Below are 15,160 nucleotides of genomic sequence, written 5' to 3'. Positions count from 1 at the left end.
CTAATTTATCATAAAACGGATGCCGATTCCATACTGGGTATGGCAATGTCCGAGACTTCCGCCCCACAGGAAACGTTCACGCAAGGAAGCCGTCAATGCCACACGGTCGGCAAGGTATAGTTCCATCTCCAGCGTCAGGGCACAGCCGTACACAAAGGCATCGCCGTTTTTCAGAGTGGCCCCGTCATAGAGTTTTTTATCGGACCAGTTTACCGTCTCATATCCAGCCAGTGCCGATCCTCCCAGATTGAGGAAGAACACTTTTCCCGCATCGGAAAGGAAATTCAGGTAATATCCGCCTTCTGCCGTAAACTGCGCCGAAGGGATGGTCACATGACGGTAACCGTGTTTCATATGCAGGTAATCCGCTCCATATACCCATTTGTTCCCGCCTTTGGCATAGCTTGAAAGTATCATTCCCATATAGTATCCGTTATCGGAAGCCATACCTCCACGCATTTCCACACCCTGCATCCTTGGCAGAATCCGCTGGGCTTCTGCCTGTCCTACGGAAAGGACAAGCAGCAATGCCAGCATATACAATACTTTCGTTCTCATCGTACCTTCAGTTCGTTGATGGTTTCCGCACGCACCAGGTCTTCGTTGACCACCTCAAAACTCTGGTGACGGCCACCCTGTTTCTCATACATCTCCACAACCAGTTTCTTATCGTTCGGTATTGTAAACTTGGGAAGGGCAAATACCGTACATTCCGAATCCCTGCCGTTTACACGTGTCACATAATTGTAGGCACGCAGCGGATAAATCACCTGCTCCTGCATGGCCGTACGCTTCATCACCTTTTTGTCCACCACCTTGAACGTAATGAAATCCACGTCAAAGGGCACATTCGAGGAGTTCTTTACCTGGGTATGGAAATAAAGCAGGTCATTATGGGTGTACAGTCCTTTGAGCAGATACTGGATACCGAAACGCTTGCAGCCGATATGACGGATACAGCGCTTGTCATTCTCATACACGGATTTCATGATAAGACGTACCAGACGGGGTGACTCGTTATCCAGCTCGGTCAGATAGATTTCCATGGCATTGTTGGGACGGTTCACCGATTCTCCGTCATGGATGAAATCACACATCTCCACATTCAGCAGCAGCGGCTCATCGGCATACTTCACGTTGAAGGTATAGAAGTTCCCGTCTTCGGTTATTACAGACATATTGGTCTCCTCCCTGAAATTTCGTGTCGTGGCCTTTACTCGGATTACATTCTCGGCACCGTCGGCCTTGCCGGCTATCAGGTTTGTAGAACCAAGATCCACATACTTGACCGGAGCAGGGAAAATGACATGGACAGTCTTGTCATACGTTATTTCCAGTCCATGCGGCGGAATCATCTGGCTGAAACCGATCTTGCGGGTCAGCCCCTCATAATAATCACCGCTACTCTGCTGCGCCCAGGCAGCCGATACGCCCAGTAAAAGGGCAAACATCATCAGAATCTTCTTCATGTGCTTTTGTTTAATGGTTGTCTTTTCTTTCATAGTTTCCTGTATTTCATTTCTCCGGTGAATGGAGCAGTACCCGGTGTCCGGCCTTCAAAGTAATCTTTACCGTACGCATCCGTTTGGATATGTACTGGGAAACGCCCTGTATCACACCTTTTCCCAGATCGGAGGCAATCTGCGCCCCGGCATCTGTGGAAATGTTGATGCTGCTGTTCATCGAGGTTCCCATGTTGGCGGCAATCTCCCTGGCAGCGTCATATTCCAGTGAACCCGGCACCAGGATTCCCTGCTGTCCGTCTAGATCATAGACTTCTAGCTCCACCGGCAGGATAGTTCCCTTGTATTCCACGGCATTGACCATGATTTCCAGCCGTTCACCCTGTATGCGTGTGCCACCTACCAGTACGGTCCCTTTCGGTATGAAACGTCCGGCAACGGACATGGGCTCGGTAAGCCGCAGGCGCAAGGCCTGTCCGTCGGATACGGTCTGTGTTCCGTGTACACAGGCAGCAATGGTATTGCCTTCCGTTACTGTCTTCCGGCCGACAGCCGTATTGAAACCGGCATTGCGTTCTCCCGAAAAGGCGGATATGAACTCTTCGTCGCTCATAGGTCTGGAAAGCGAGGATACCACCTCATTGTGAACCTGTTTCACCGGTATGGCTTTTTTGTCCTCCGCTTTTCTGACGGGAGAAGGAGTCTCCACTGCCTGACGGTTATTGTATTTGGCGGCCAGTTCGTATGATTTTTCCATCAGGGCCATCTTTTCCTCCATGCCTGACAGTGGCTCCTGTTTCTGCTGCTGTTGCTGCATACGCTCCAGTTCCTCAATCCTTTCCAGAAGCCTTTCCTTTTCCGGATCGGTCCGCGGTTCATAGATGCTTCCCAGCGTACGGTTCATCTCACGGTAGGCTCCGGCCGAGGAACTGACCGGTCCGGCATTTCCTTTTTCTGTTTCCGTTTCCGTGTTTGTTTGCCTCTCCGGTGGAATGTTATCGGGAAGACGGACACTGTCTTTCCGTTCCTCTTTGGCAAACATGGACTCCGCAGCTTCAAAGAATGTCTTCCTTTTCCTGCTTTCCTGTTCCATCAGAGCCTTTTCATAGGCATCCTTCTTGTTTCCTTCCAGGCGGCTGTCCTCGGGAGAAGGGATTTCCGTATTGAATCCCTGTCCTTTATCCTGCCGCTCCCGTTCCTGCCCGGAAGGTGAGAATATCAGATAGAAACTTCCCAGACACAGCAGGAACATCAGCGGATACACCACAAATCCGGCGCGTTTGCGTTTCTGTTCCTCACTCAGCGGCTTCCTGTCCTTTGAAGACCGGAGCCTGAACGGTTTCATCAGCCGTTCCATTACTTTCTTGACTTTTTCTTTCTCCATTTCTTACAATAGATTGAATGAACTCCATACGGAGTGAATCCTTTTCCATAAATTCCATTCCGGACTCCCGATTATTACTGCCTATAAACGGTCTGCATGCCGTATAGACACATGCGGCGGTAAACGGGACAAACAGTATCCAGAGAACGGCCTTGCGCTGTTTAACGGTAAGTCTGTGGCAGAACCTCCTGAGTTGAAGGTTCGCCTGTCTCGTCAGGTTCCTTTTCATCGCTCTACGCTCCTTATGTCCTTGTTTTCCAGTATGGTCAGATGTTCGATGATAAAGCCGTTGGGGTTGTCATCGGAACGGGACGTATTCTGAAGCTGGCAGTCAGTCACCAGCGAACGTTCCGTCACATTACTCTCACGGATAATCATCTGGCGGGCATACGTCCTGGCCCTGTAGGGGTATCCGGAAAAGTCGCAGACCACGCTGTCCACCCGTACCACCTGATTGATATTACCGGAAATGAGACGGTTGTAATATCCTTTCTCGGCAAAATCCACATAGTAATGATAGGCGCTTTTGTCCGCCAGCTGCAAGGCACGGTTGATATTGTGCTCGATGGCATCCTTCTGTGGTGACAGCCCGAAAAAAAGCTCATGGAACCTTCTTACGTGCTCCCTGGCTTCAGCCGGACGGTTCTGTGAAAGATCCTGTGAAAGGGCAAGCATCAGTGACTTGCCGCCATCGAGTACATAAATTTTCTCACGCTGTTTCTCCGCAAAGCGGTATGAGTTCCACAGGGCAAAGACGGTCACGAGCGTGCAGCATCCGACAAAGACCGCAAGCATCAGGCGTATCCGTCTGAAACTGCTTTCAATATTGGTCAGTGATTTGAATTCCATCTGTTTTCATGATTTTAATGTTCCTGTTCAGTTTATTTTCCACGCAGACGCCCTCCGATATTTCCCAGTCCGGAACCTGCGGCACCGGCTGCAAATCCTCCGGTCTTGGTCGCGGTACGGTTGATGTTTCGGTTGTAGTTTCCGGCACCGCCTGCCTGCACAATCCATCCGGCCACGGTCGGCACGGTAAAATATCCGATGATACCTATCAGCATGAAGATCACATATACCGAATTGGAGTTGTCCAACGAATAGTTCGGATTGTTCTGGAGCTCCAGGATGTCGTTCTGCAGCATAAGTACCTGAATCTTGGCCAGCATACAGCTGAAAAGGTCACTCACGGGAAGCCACAGATAGACGGAAATGTAACGTGTGAACCACTGGCTGAGCGTGGACTGGAAACCGTCCCACACACTGAAGGCAAAGGCAATGGGACCGAGGATGGACAATACAACCAGAAAAAAGGTCCTTACCGTATCTATAAGCAGGGATGCCGCGGCAAAAAGCAGTTCCAGCAGACTGCGGAAGGCGTCACGGATATTCTTTTCCAGATTGTACATGCCCACTTCCATATACATGCCCATGCGGGTTGCCATGGCATCGGGCGACCATCCGAGCTCGTCCAGCTGACGGTCAAACTCCTCATCGCTGACCAGATAGGCCGTTTCCGGATTACGGAGCATGGCTTCACGTTCCAGCCTGTCCTTCTGTTCACGGTACTGCTGCATGTCCATCGTCTGCCCCTCAAGCATCTTGTGGGTTCCCTGCACAATCGGACTCAGCACCGTATTCATCGTTCCGAGTACCAGAGTCGGGAAAAGCATGATGCAGATGCCTATCGCAAACGGGCGCAGAAGCGGATACACGTCTATCGGTTCGGCACGGGCAAGCGACTGCCAGACACGGACGGCCACATAAAACAGGGCACCGAGTCCGGCAAGTCCCTTGGCCACATCCAGCATATCCCCGCAAAGGGGCATCATTTCATTGTAAAGGCTCTCCAGAATGGTATGGAGATTCGAGAAATCCACGGATAACAATACCATAGGTTACCAGTATTTGGAGGTGTCATTGCCATAGAGCTTCAGGACACGGTCAAGGTCATTCTTCTTGCGGGCACGCAGAAAACTCACGGCTATATTCCTGTTCGTATAGTAATTCACGAGATTGCGGTAACGGCGCATACTGGCATAACAGTCATCCACCACGTCCATACGGTCCTTGTCGGTCATGGAAAGGGTGCTGACGTTGATTACCTGCTTGAGGTCCTGCAACACCCCGTTGCTCTCTTCCAGAAGTTTGGTATAACCGAAAGCGATGGCATCCAGTTCTTCGGGAGAAAAGTTCTCGTCACCCAGCATCTTTTGGAAATTGGTCACGTAGATTTCCGACACGTCACCGACCATCAGGATGATCTCACTGACCTTACGGGCATCCTTCACCAGATTGTTGACGGACTTCAGGGCATCATAGTATTTCTTGTACTGCTGGTATATCTTCACCGTCTCCGCAAAATTCTGGGCGGTACTTGTCGCGGTTGAAGAGGTATGCACGATATTGTCCGACATGTTGATGATACTCTGGGCAAGGTTTCCCGGATCGGTCACCACCCACTGTGCCCGTATCTGTCCGGCAAGAAAAAAGGTTCCTGCACAAAGCAGCAGCAGTCTTTTTCTCATGGACGCACCTCCTTCCTTACATAGTCACCGTTCGGAGAAAAGGTCAATACGTCAGCCGCCTCATTGTAGGCGATGTCTATGCGGTAGCCGGTATTGATGAACAGGTTACCGTTTTCTTCCACCAGCAGATAGGTTTCCGGCTTCAGCTTCCGTGTCTTTCCGCTGCGGGCGAAAACCGTCACCTTGTAGGCGTCCCCTTCCTTATATATAAGGACATCGGGCTTGCCTTCCACACTGCTCCATGAACCGCACAGGCGGTCACAGTCCTTGAACCTGCTTTCACTACAGCTCTGCAACAGCAGTGATGCCGCCCCGATCAGGCAGGCGGCCAGTCTGTACAACTGTCTGTTTTTCATGTCTTGTCTTTTTAATGATGTTGTTCTTGTTTTACTGAATCTCTCAAAGTCCCATCTTGCGTCTCTTTGGCTTCGGACTGACAGGGATGCGGACTTTTCCGGTCGGCCTGTCCTTACAGGCTGGCTGCCGGCATTCCTTGCGGATAATGGCATCGTCCTTTTTGTTTGGGGACTTCAGGCCAACCATGGTTTCAAACCTGGCATAAAGTTCCTTATAGGCCTTTTCTGACTGTTGCCGCCTGATTTCATCCGGGGAATTCCGGTCAATGCCGTATTTCATGAGAAAACAGGAATTAATGAAAGGGCTGTCAATATTCTTCGGGTTGGCGATGAAACCTCCCAGCTTTTCCAGTTCCCCGTACAGCTTGTCGAGATACTGTACGGGAGGAGGGGAACAAAGCCGCTCGAAGACCTTCTCCACAGCATGTGTCAGTCTTACATCGACCTCTACGGCATCAGGTATCTCGCCTCTGAGCCTTCTTTCCCTGTAATCTTCCGGTTCCATACTTTCAAGCCGGTGATACAGCTCATAGTCTTCTGAAAATCCGTAATATTCACGGATATCCTTCGGTATGTCCCATCCGTTCATCAGGGACCAGTAGAGACATTCAATGGTCTCCTTACGCTTTCTTTCATCCGATTCAAAACTGTCATTCATAACCGTCATGCTTTACCGTTTGACCTTTTCCTTTCCCTTCTCATTTCCGCAATGCGTTTCACGGCCAGTTCCAGATTTCCGCCCAGTTCCCTGGCCAGCTTCTGCAATTCCAGCTTTTCCGACTCTTCCGTGGTATATACGGCATATTCCTCATCGCTGACTTCCGTGGCATACACGGCCGAGTGGGTACCGCCAAGACCGATCCAGACCTCACGGTAGAAACGTCCGGGATGGTTGGCTTGGTTAATGGACAGGATCTGTCCGCGTTCCTTGTCGGTCAGTCCGAGAAGCCGCTGGATATGGTCGAACTTGTTCATGTATTTCCGCTGGTCAAGAAGAATCTTGCAGTCACTGTTGTTGATGATAGCTTCCTTTACGACAGGGGAACTGATGATGTCATCCACTTCCTGGGTGACCACCACGGCCTCACCGAAATATTTTCTGACGGTCTTAAGTAGGCTAAGCACCCGGCGCCTTATCATATTTCTATGGCAGGTTTCCAAAAGCTCGCCCCCGAACCGGACTTACACCTCTCAGCGTATCCGGCTCTCCACTAATTTCAGTCTATCTTTCCGTCATGTATCTTCTTGTGACAACTCCTGCACACGGCAATCGTCTTGCGTTTACGGGCAATCATGTGTCGTTCCCAGCTTTCCTTGCCCTGTAAGTTCTTTAGTTTCCTTACATGATGCATAACAAGGTCGTCTGTCGCTTCACATAATTCACACTCACGGGCTTTTAGTCTTTCAACAAGGCTTGTCCGCCCTGCGGTATAAATTGTCCGTGGCATAGTGTCACATTCCGATTTATAGGTGGGCTTTTTTCGTTTGAACCCACCATTATAAAAGTATCTTTCCTTTACACCTGTTTTAGTCATGTGCTTTATGGTAAACCTACCGTTCTTGCGATATTTCTTGTTTACCTCACGTGTGCGGCACTTGTATTTGCCTGCAAACGTTTTGTACATGCTGTATTCCATGATGTAACTGAAATTATTCAAGGCATGGGCGCAGTTGTTAGCTATGGAGTAATAGTTATAGAAACCCACGATTTCTCGATTATAACTATCAAGGATTTCAAGGTCGTCATTGAATATCAGTCCCGATTTGCATTTCGGTTTCCATATTTCCTTTCCGTTACGGTTTGTCAGTTCTAAGACTCCCAAATTGAAAAGTTTTTTACGGACAGTTTCCATACTGACATTTAAGCAGACCCTTTTACCATAGGTTCTTCTTCTTAATCTACCCCGTTTATCCCTTTTTTGGTCGTTGGACTTTCTTACAGTGATTTCATATCCGAGAAATTTGGCAGGTCTTTCCGTGTGGGTGACAAGTGTCTTTTCATCGGACAGTTCCAATGCCAATTTATCAGCAAGGAAGTTTTTAATATCTTCCTTTATCTGTAGCGCATCCTGCTTGCTTCCGATAATTCCCACAAGAAAATCATCTGCATATCTTGCATATTTCATCCTTCTGTAATCGGCATCCATTTCTTCGCCGTTGGGATATTTAGCCCGTCCTTGTTCTATTGCTTTCAGTTCAAGGATTAGCTTTGTCCTTTGCCTTTCGTCTTTTACGGACTTCAATCTTCGCACAGTACGGCTTCTTGCATTTTTATAGTCCATACTTTCTCTACTGAATTTTCGTTTCTTCCCTTTGTCGAATTTGGCAGTGTATTCCTTTATATACTTATCCAGCTTGTCAAGGTATATATTAGCCAATATCGGGCTGATGATACCACCTTGCGGTGTGCCACTGTAAGTATTGTGGAATTGCCATTCTTCAATATATCCAGCTTTCAAAAACTTGCGTATCAATCGGATGAATCGTTCATCCGCAATGCGTTCCGAAAGAATGCTTATCAATACATCATGGTTTATATTATCAAAGAAGCCTTTTATATCTCCCTCTACAAACCATTTTGCACCGCTAAACTCCTTTTGGATATGAGTTAATGCAGTATGGCAGCTTCGATTGGGACGAAACCCATGCGAGGTATATTCAAAACTCCCCTCGTATATGGCTTCCAATACCATTCTTACCACTTCCTGTATCAACTTGTCATTGAAAGTCGGCACGCCAAGAGGTCTTTTCTTACCGTTTTTCTTCGGTATGTACACTCTCTTTGACGGTTGGGGCTGGTACGTTTCGTCTTTTAACGTATCAATCAACTTTTTAATTCGTTTCAGGCTCATGTTGTCAATGGTCTGACCGTCCGAACCTTTAGTCATGTTACCTTCTTTAGCATAAATACGCTGATAGGCAACATAGAACATTTCCTCATTGAACAAAATTCTGTAAAGGCGTTCAAACTTATAGCTTGCATCCTTACTGTGTTCTGACAGACTGTTTAATACTCTTTCTGGACTTCTCATAATGTCTCTCACATTTTCCGTTAATTGTATTAATAATTAGCTGCTTCCCTTCGCCATGTACAAGGTGTTACCTTGCTCGGACTACTATGGAAGCTCCGTTACCACTCCGAATTTTCATAGGTCAAACCTAATAGCCTTTCGGCACTTCGGGATAGGTAATCCCCGTTTATCACATCGTAACTGTTGGCATGATAGATTGTCGGATACGACTTCCGTCCTTTAATCGCTTACTGCGCTTGTGTCGTGATAAGTTCTTGCTACATTCATACCTATTCACTGAAGTATTATCACGATATGGCGGTTGATAGTTACCTTACGCCATAGCCTCAAGGGGGACCACTCAGACTATCGTTCAATCAATTCGGACTTTATCCTCATATCTATCTTTTCATCTCGCCATTCAGTCGCAGTTTGGTAACTAACTGACTTATGACTTTTCCGACATGCTACACTCCCTGCTCGGTTAAGTTTTCCCGAAACAGATAAGTCGGCTGATGATAGGTTATTTTTCAAAGAACACGTTCCTAATCTCTTGCCAAAGAGATATTTACGATGCAACCTTTACGGGCGCACAAAGATACTTTATGTACTCACTCATATTGGCGGACATCAGGGCTTTCCAGCATTCCTCAATGAGTATCATCTTACGGATGCCTTTCAAACGGCGCATCTTAGCGATGAAGGTTTCCATGATTATCAGCGTGACCACGGGCAGAAGCACCTTGTTTCCGCTGATATTGTCCAGTTCAAATACGATAAAGCGCTTGTTGGTAAGATCCAGTTCCTTGTCCGAATTAAGCAGGAAATCATAATCACCGCCACGGTAGAACGGTTCCAGCACGTTCAGGAAACCGTCGATGTCAAAATCCTTCTCACGGACTTTCTTCTCCTCAATCATCCGGCGGTAGTCATCACGCACAAACTCGTAGAATCCGTTGAAATCGGGTCTGACATCCCTGTTTTCCGTTATCCTGCGGATGTATGCGTTCACCGCTCCAGAAAGGGCCACTTCTTCAGAACGCCTTGGGGCTTCATCCTCACGTTTCCAGAGTGTGAGTATCAGTGTCTTGATGCTTTCACGCTTTTCCACGTCAAATTCCCCGGAATCCGTATAGAACGGATTGAAGGCGATGGGATTGTCCTCCTCATAGGTGATATAGATACCGTCCTCGCCATGTGTCCGGTCATGAATCAGGCTGCAAAGTCCCTGATAGCTGTTTCCGGTATCCACCAGCAGGATATGGGTACCCTGTTCATAATACTGGCGGACAAGATGGTTCGTTAAGAAGGATTTACCGCTGCCGGAGGGACCGAGTATGAACTTGTTGCGGTTGGTGATGATTCCCTTGCGCATGGGCAGGTCACTGATGTCCAGATGAAGCGGTACGCCGCTCTGCCTGTCCGTCATACGGATACCGAACGGGCTGGGCGAACTGCGGTAATTCGTTTCCGAAGCAAACAGGCAGACAGCCTGTTCCAGAAAGGTATAGAAACTTTCCTCAGCCGGAAAATCGCCCGCATTGCCGGGAATACCAGACCAGTACAGCACCGGAGTATCTATCGTGTTGTAATGGGGTACGCATCCCATCAGGGCAAGCTGGCTGCCGGTATCGTTCTTGATACGCCTTAACTCTTCCTCGTCTTCCGCCCAGGCCAGTACGTTACAGTGGCACCGTACCGGAACAAGCCCTTTCGTATGCGCCTCGTCAAGATACATTTCTGCCCATTCATAGTTCACGGCATTGCTGCGGCTGTATTTCGACAGGGACAGCATGTTGCGTGAGGTCTTTTCCATGCGTTGCAGGATTTCCTGCGCGTCATCGATGAACACGTACTGCGAATAGACATGGTTGCATGAAAGCAGGAGTCCTACCGGAGCCGCAAACGAAAGACGGCAGTCGCTACGGTCCGTGGATAAGCGCTCATAGCGCATGTCCGTGCCCACACTGCCGGGAAGGTCTTCCGTATCGGAAAGTACATGCAGGCAAAGACGTTTGTCACCGATGCGCATACGTTCCGGATCAAGGCAGATGTCCTGTAATACGGGGTGCGTGTCCTCCATACCGAGAGTCAGGTATCTTTCAATCAGCCCGGGACATTCTTCCGTTCCGACCACCTCTTCCGTTCTGAGACGCTTCATCCTGACATGCCCCGAATCGTTCATGATACGCTCGAACTGCTCCACCGCCTCCAGGAATTTCACGACCGAATCCCAGTCCGTGATTTCCTTGGGAAGGATATAGCCGCGGCACAGGGTACTGAAATCACTGCGGCGACGGGCACGTTCGCGTGTGGTCTTTGTCAGATACAGGAAGCAGCGGTGTCTGAGATACGGGCGTTCGTTGAAATGACGCTCATAGCTGCGGGACAGGAAACTTTCCGTCCCGTTTCCTTCGCTCCGGTAGTTTTCCTTGACGAACCAGTCCTGCTTGTACACGACCGAATAATTTGGAAGCACCTTCATGGCCTTTACCCAGGTACCGTGAATGGCTTCATATTCCGCCGCCGTCACCGTGTACAGTTCAGGCAGCTCGACCTCGAAGGCTACCGTAATGTCCGCATCCTTGCTTACGATGCAGTTGTTTTCCACGGCCAGAATCGGGAATCTGTCTTCCAGATCACAGGCCTTCAATACACTTCTCATTTCTTTCTCTTCTTTTTGGTTAATGCTCTGAATATTCTGCGACGGGCTGACAGATAGCGCGGATGGCGTTTCTCGGCCAGCATCTTCATCAGCCCATGCTCACCGTAGCGGGCATTCATGCGGAAAGTCAGCCATACGGCAAGGGTACCGGATATCGCCCCGAAAGACAGGCATACCAGCTGGCTGACACCGGCCATATACAGGACAACCACCGCAAGAAAGACCGATACAAGGCCTCCGGCAAAAAAGAACAGGTACTGTGATTTCAAGCCCTTGAACTCAATCGGACGGCCTGCTCCTTTGTTGATACGGTAATCCATGGCTTATAGGAAGAAGGAACGGAGAATGGTGGCGGCCACAATCAGGAAGATGCAGGCGAAGAACCAGCTTGCCGCAGTCTTGGACGTATCCGGGTCACCGCTGCTGAACTTGCCATACGTCTTGATACCGCCGACCAGACCGAGTACGGCTCCGATGGCATAACACAATTTGGTGGCCGGATCGAAATACGAAGTCATAAGGCTGGTAGCCTCATTGATGCCGGCAAGACCCTGTCCCTGTGCGAAGGCACCTGCCGCTGCCAGCACACATAATACTGAAAATAGGATTCTTCTCTTCATTGTTGAATCATTTTGGGGTTTGACATAAATGTTGAATTCGACTGCAAATATATAAGGCTTAAACCGCTGTGATACAACACCGTCATCAGGTGTCACCAGATGTCATCAGATGTCATTCAGGAAGCCTTACAGACATAAAAAAAGCATCCCGAAAAGATTTCCGGGATGCCTGAATATATCGGTGTCAGATATATTTCCGCCACTCGTCAGACGGTTCATTCCCATCCTTTACTTTAAGCGGTTTGGGATTGCCGTCCTCATCAAGATACCTGTCTATCAGTTCCTCTACAATCGCGGAATTCTCCATATTGGAAAGGAACACATCAATCAGGCTGGTCTGCCTGATGGAGAACAGGACACGGGCCGCCTGCATGGCCTTCTCATGGTCGGCTTCATCCTGATGTGTCAGATATTCGCCGAGTACTTCCATGTCCCTGCTGGACAGAACAGGTGATACGGATTCCACTTCGGGAGACTCCGCATCAAGGTCTTCCTGGACTTCCTGCAGGAGTTTCATTTTATCCAGCTGAAGGTTGCATTCCACATCTTCCTGCTGCACATCCTCCTCCTCACCGATAAAATTCCTTTCAAGTGGCTGGCTCATGAAGGGAGCGGCAGTCTTTCCGGCATTCTCGTCCAGATAGACATAACGGGTACTTCCCATCACTTCTGCATCTGAAACCGCAGATTCCGTTCCGGCAGCTTCTTTATTTTCCTTCTTCACGCAAGGTTTCCCATAAAGCAGGGTACAAACAGTTTCGATACGCCTTCTCCAGCCATACACGCTGTACAGCAAATAGCCTATACAGACAATCCGTACACAGAAGTATATCAGTTCTTCCATAAAGAATCCTTATAGAGAAAACATTCAAGTTCATTCTTCAGCAATTCTCCGTGGCGTTTCAAGTGCTCCTCCACGATATTGCTCACATAGACTGAAACACTCATGCCGGGAGCCATAAACGGAATAAGGCGGCTTGCCTTGTTGTACAAACCGCAACGGATACGAATCTGACGTCCTTTCCCGACTGGAGTATCGTTCAGATACACACGGCTATATTCGGGAAAGCAGTTCGCTATTCCTATTTTCTCATTCAACTCTCTGACCTGTCTTTTCAGTGAACAAATCTTATTGGACAGTAAATAAACGCAACATAACAGCAGACCGCAAACCAATACGGCAACAGTCAATACAATCCATATCATTTTCAGAATGTTTTTGGGGTTTTTCGGCGAAACAGCTCGCCAAGCTCTTCACTGTAAGTCTCAAGATGGTGTGCCAGCACATTATCCAAAAAAGCGGGCACACTCATGTCATCACTCAGAAGGGGAAGGATACGGGCCAGCCTGCAATACATGTCATAGCTGATATAGGTCTGCTTTCTGTGTACGGACTTCTTTCTGTCCAGAAACAGTTCCTTATACATTTCCACCTTCTCTTCCAGTCCGGGATCGGCGCGTATCGTTTTCCGGGACTTTTCCTGTCCCTGTGTCTTTACATCCGGTACATTTTTTTCCTTTTCTGTGACAGGAAGAACATTCTCGCCGACATCAGTTCCAGATTTACCGCAGGAAATGGATTCACTGGCCATCATGTCTTTCAAGGCATCCTCGTCCACCTTGAATATCTCTCTTTTCTTTGCCATAGCCATTATCCCGGAAATATGATACGTTCCATCTCCTGGGCAAACGCCTCAAGACGGCTGTCTTTCAGTAGTGATTCGGAAGGAGGAAGAAGGGTGCAGCGGAAATGCTGCCTGGAAGAAGGTGTCATTTCCTTGTTAAAACGTTCAAGATCCGGAAGTACGGTTTCAAAGACCTTCAACCCCATACGAAGCACTATTGCATTATACATTACATACAGTTCTTTTGAAGTACGGCTGTCCATACGGTTCCAGAATAAACGTATGTCCTTCAGGGGAGCTTCCGGATGCTGTCCGATAAAATCCTGAACGGTCGATACAAAGGAAAGGCTGCTCTGCATGACCATACGGTCCTTTACAATGGGAGTAAAGATAAAATCCATGTTCATGACGGACTCGAATACACCACGGGAGTTCACCGTTCCGGGAAGATCGAAGAATATCAGGTCATAGTCGCCTTCCAGTTTGCCGGGAATCTCTGCGGCTGCCTCCGGCGTGGAAGTGACGATCGGATAGGCCTTACGGGAACCGTCTTCAAACTGACGGCAGAAAAGTCGCTGGTGATACTCGCTTTTCTCAAGGTTCTTCAAATCCCTTCCCCTTAGTTTTTCCAGACTGAACTGGGGATAGTCACAGTCAACGACAGCAACTTTCAGACCTCTTACATAATTAAAATAACTGGCAAGAACCGCTGTTACCGTGGACTTGCCCACACCGCCTTTCTGATTGCTGAAGGCGACAAGAATCGGACGTTTGTTCATACCTTTTGTTTTTGGGGTTAATATTCACTTTTTCTTTCACTAATCTTACAATGGCATTACGCTATTGTGATACTATATTGCCATGTTATTATGTCCTCATGTTATTACAATATTATGTTGCCGCGTTATTATGTCCTTATGTTATTGCAATACTATGTTGCCATGTTATTATGTCCTTATGTTATTGCAATACTATGTTGTTACGTTATTATGTCATTATGTTATTGCAATGCTATATTGCCATGTTATTATGTCATTATGTTATTGTAATACTATGTTGCCATGTTATTATGTCCTTATATTATTGCAATACCATGTTGTTATGTTATTATGTCATTATGTTATTGCAATATTGCACGCTTAAATCGCGTCAAAAATAAGGTCTTTCAAGCATACAGGTAATATGTAACCAATACCATGACATCAGATGTCATCAGGCGTCATTATATGTCATACAATCCGCTATTTCACAACTGTTTACACGGTCATAATTTTGCAAAGTCAGAACCGATGAACGGCTTGGAACATCTTCCGACGGACAGCAGCACGCCGCTCACGTCGCGCAGCAATCCGCTGGAGGTGGATTCTCTGTTCAAACGAACAGAGCAAGTTGTGTTTTTGTACGACAGAAAGTATTCTGCCATACAAAAACCAACTTGCCCTCCCTAACGGTCGGGAGATTTTCCTCCAAAGTCGGAAAATCTGACGGAGAAAGAAAAATAACCCAAA

Annotated in this window: 16 protein-coding genes and 2 pseudogenes; all 18 read right to left on the bottom strand. The window is 48.0% G+C overall.

Going from position 1 to position 15,160, the window contains the following annotated elements:
• The 18 genes and pseudogenes from DWX62_RS12015 to DWX62_RS21970 all read right to left on the bottom strand — a co-directional run bounded on the left by DWX62_RS12015 (position 1) and on the right by DWX62_RS21970 (position 15,075).
• Positions 1-558, bottom strand: coding sequence for a conjugal transfer protein TraO (locus DWX62_RS12015; protein WP_117892286.1), 558 nt, complete (start codon positions 556-558; stop codon positions 1-3).
• Positions 555-1,469, bottom strand: a complete 915-nt coding sequence (gene traN, locus DWX62_RS12010) for a conjugative transposon protein TraN (RefSeq protein WP_120172920.1) — start codon at positions 1,467-1,469, stop codon at positions 555-557. Before traN ends, DWX62_RS12015 begins: the two co-directional genes overlap by 4 nt.
• A gap of 46 nt (positions 1,470-1,515) precedes the next feature.
• On the bottom strand, positions 1,516-2,820 hold the full coding sequence (traM, locus tag DWX62_RS12005; protein ID WP_118163688.1) for a conjugative transposon protein TraM: 1,305 nt from the start codon (positions 2,818-2,820) through the stop codon (positions 1,516-1,518).
• 252 nt (positions 2,821-3,072) lie between these two features.
• Positions 3,073-3,696, bottom strand: coding sequence for a conjugative transposon protein TraK (gene traK, locus DWX62_RS11995; RefSeq protein WP_004326315.1), 624 nt, complete (start codon positions 3,694-3,696; stop codon positions 3,073-3,075).
• A 32-nt stretch (positions 3,697-3,728) separates the two neighbouring features.
• Complete coding sequence (gene traJ / locus DWX62_RS11990; protein ID WP_117652432.1) at positions 3,729-4,742, bottom strand: conjugative transposon protein TraJ; 1,014 nt, start codon at positions 4,740-4,742, stop codon at positions 3,729-3,731.
• Positions 4,743-4,745: 3 nt separating this feature from the next.
• Positions 4,746-5,375 (bottom strand): DUF4141 domain-containing protein, encoded by a 630-nt coding sequence (locus tag DWX62_RS11985; RefSeq protein WP_009121388.1) that lies wholly within the window; start codon positions 5,373-5,375, stop codon positions 4,746-4,748.
• A complete protein-coding gene (locus DWX62_RS11980) occupies positions 5,372-5,731 on the bottom strand; it encodes a DUF3876 domain-containing protein (protein WP_004294975.1) in 360 nt (119 codons plus the stop codon). The genes DWX62_RS11985 and DWX62_RS11980 overlap by 4 nt, the downstream gene beginning before the upstream one ends.
• Positions 5,732-5,774: 43 nt before the next feature.
• Entirely contained in the window at positions 5,775-6,389 is a 615-nt protein-coding gene (locus tag DWX62_RS11975; RefSeq protein ID WP_181986296.1) for a hypothetical protein, read from the bottom strand.
• Positions 6,390-6,394: 5 nt separating this feature from the next.
• Positions 6,395-6,841, bottom strand: a pseudogene (locus DWX62_RS11970) (conjugal transfer protein TraG); the annotation flags it as partial.
• Between the two features lie 107 nt (positions 6,842-6,948).
• Entirely contained in the window at positions 6,949-8,763 is a 1,815-nt protein-coding gene (locus tag DWX62_RS11965) for a reverse transcriptase/maturase family protein (protein WP_117652430.1), read from the bottom strand.
• Positions 8,764-9,337: 574 nt separating this feature from the next.
• Positions 9,338-11,407 (bottom strand): annotated as a pseudogene (locus DWX62_RS11960) (TraG family conjugative transposon ATPase); the annotation flags it as partial.
• Positions 11,404-11,727, bottom strand: coding sequence for a DUF4133 domain-containing protein (locus tag DWX62_RS11955; RefSeq protein ID WP_117652429.1), 324 nt, complete (start codon positions 11,725-11,727; stop codon positions 11,404-11,406). The pseudogene DWX62_RS11960 and the gene DWX62_RS11955, both read right to left, overlap by 4 nt.
• A 3-nt stretch (positions 11,728-11,730) precedes the next feature.
• Positions 11,731-12,123 carry a DUF4134 domain-containing protein gene (locus DWX62_RS11950; protein WP_009121384.1) on the bottom strand — a complete coding sequence of 131 codons (393 nt, stop codon included), beginning with the start codon at positions 12,121-12,123 and terminating at the stop codon, positions 11,731-11,733.
• Between the two features lie 88 nt (positions 12,124-12,211).
• Complete coding sequence (locus tag DWX62_RS11945) at positions 12,212-12,871, bottom strand: DUF4122 family protein (protein ID WP_117877796.1); 660 nt, start codon at positions 12,869-12,871, stop codon at positions 12,212-12,214.
• On the bottom strand, positions 12,859-13,233 hold the full coding sequence (locus tag DWX62_RS11940; RefSeq protein WP_117652427.1) for a DUF3408 domain-containing protein: 375 nt from the start codon (positions 13,231-13,233) through the stop codon (positions 12,859-12,861). Before DWX62_RS11940 ends, DWX62_RS11945 begins: the two co-directional genes overlap by 13 nt.
• A 2-nt stretch (positions 13,234-13,235) precedes the next feature.
• Positions 13,236-13,673, bottom strand: coding sequence for a DUF3408 domain-containing protein (locus DWX62_RS11935; RefSeq protein ID WP_117652470.1), 438 nt, complete (start codon positions 13,671-13,673; stop codon positions 13,236-13,238).
• A gap of 5 nt (positions 13,674-13,678) precedes the next feature.
• Positions 13,679-14,431 carry a ParA family protein gene (locus tag DWX62_RS11930; RefSeq protein ID WP_004326326.1) on the bottom strand — a complete coding sequence of 251 codons (753 nt, stop codon included), beginning with the start codon at positions 14,429-14,431 and terminating at the stop codon, positions 13,679-13,681.
• 485 nt (positions 14,432-14,916) lie between these two features.
• Positions 14,917-15,075 (bottom strand): hypothetical protein, encoded by a 159-nt coding sequence (locus DWX62_RS21970; RefSeq protein ID WP_158561364.1) that lies wholly within the window; start codon positions 15,073-15,075, stop codon positions 14,917-14,919.
• Positions 15,076-15,160: the final 85 nt, after the last annotated feature.

Source organism: Bacteroides sp. AF20-13LB, assembly GCF_003603065.1.
Lineage (GTDB): Bacteria > Bacteroidota > Bacteroidia > Bacteroidales > Bacteroidaceae > Bacteroides > Bacteroides uniformis.
Note: the sequence above shows the minus strand (reverse complement) of the source record. Positions and strands in the feature narration are given on the sequence as shown.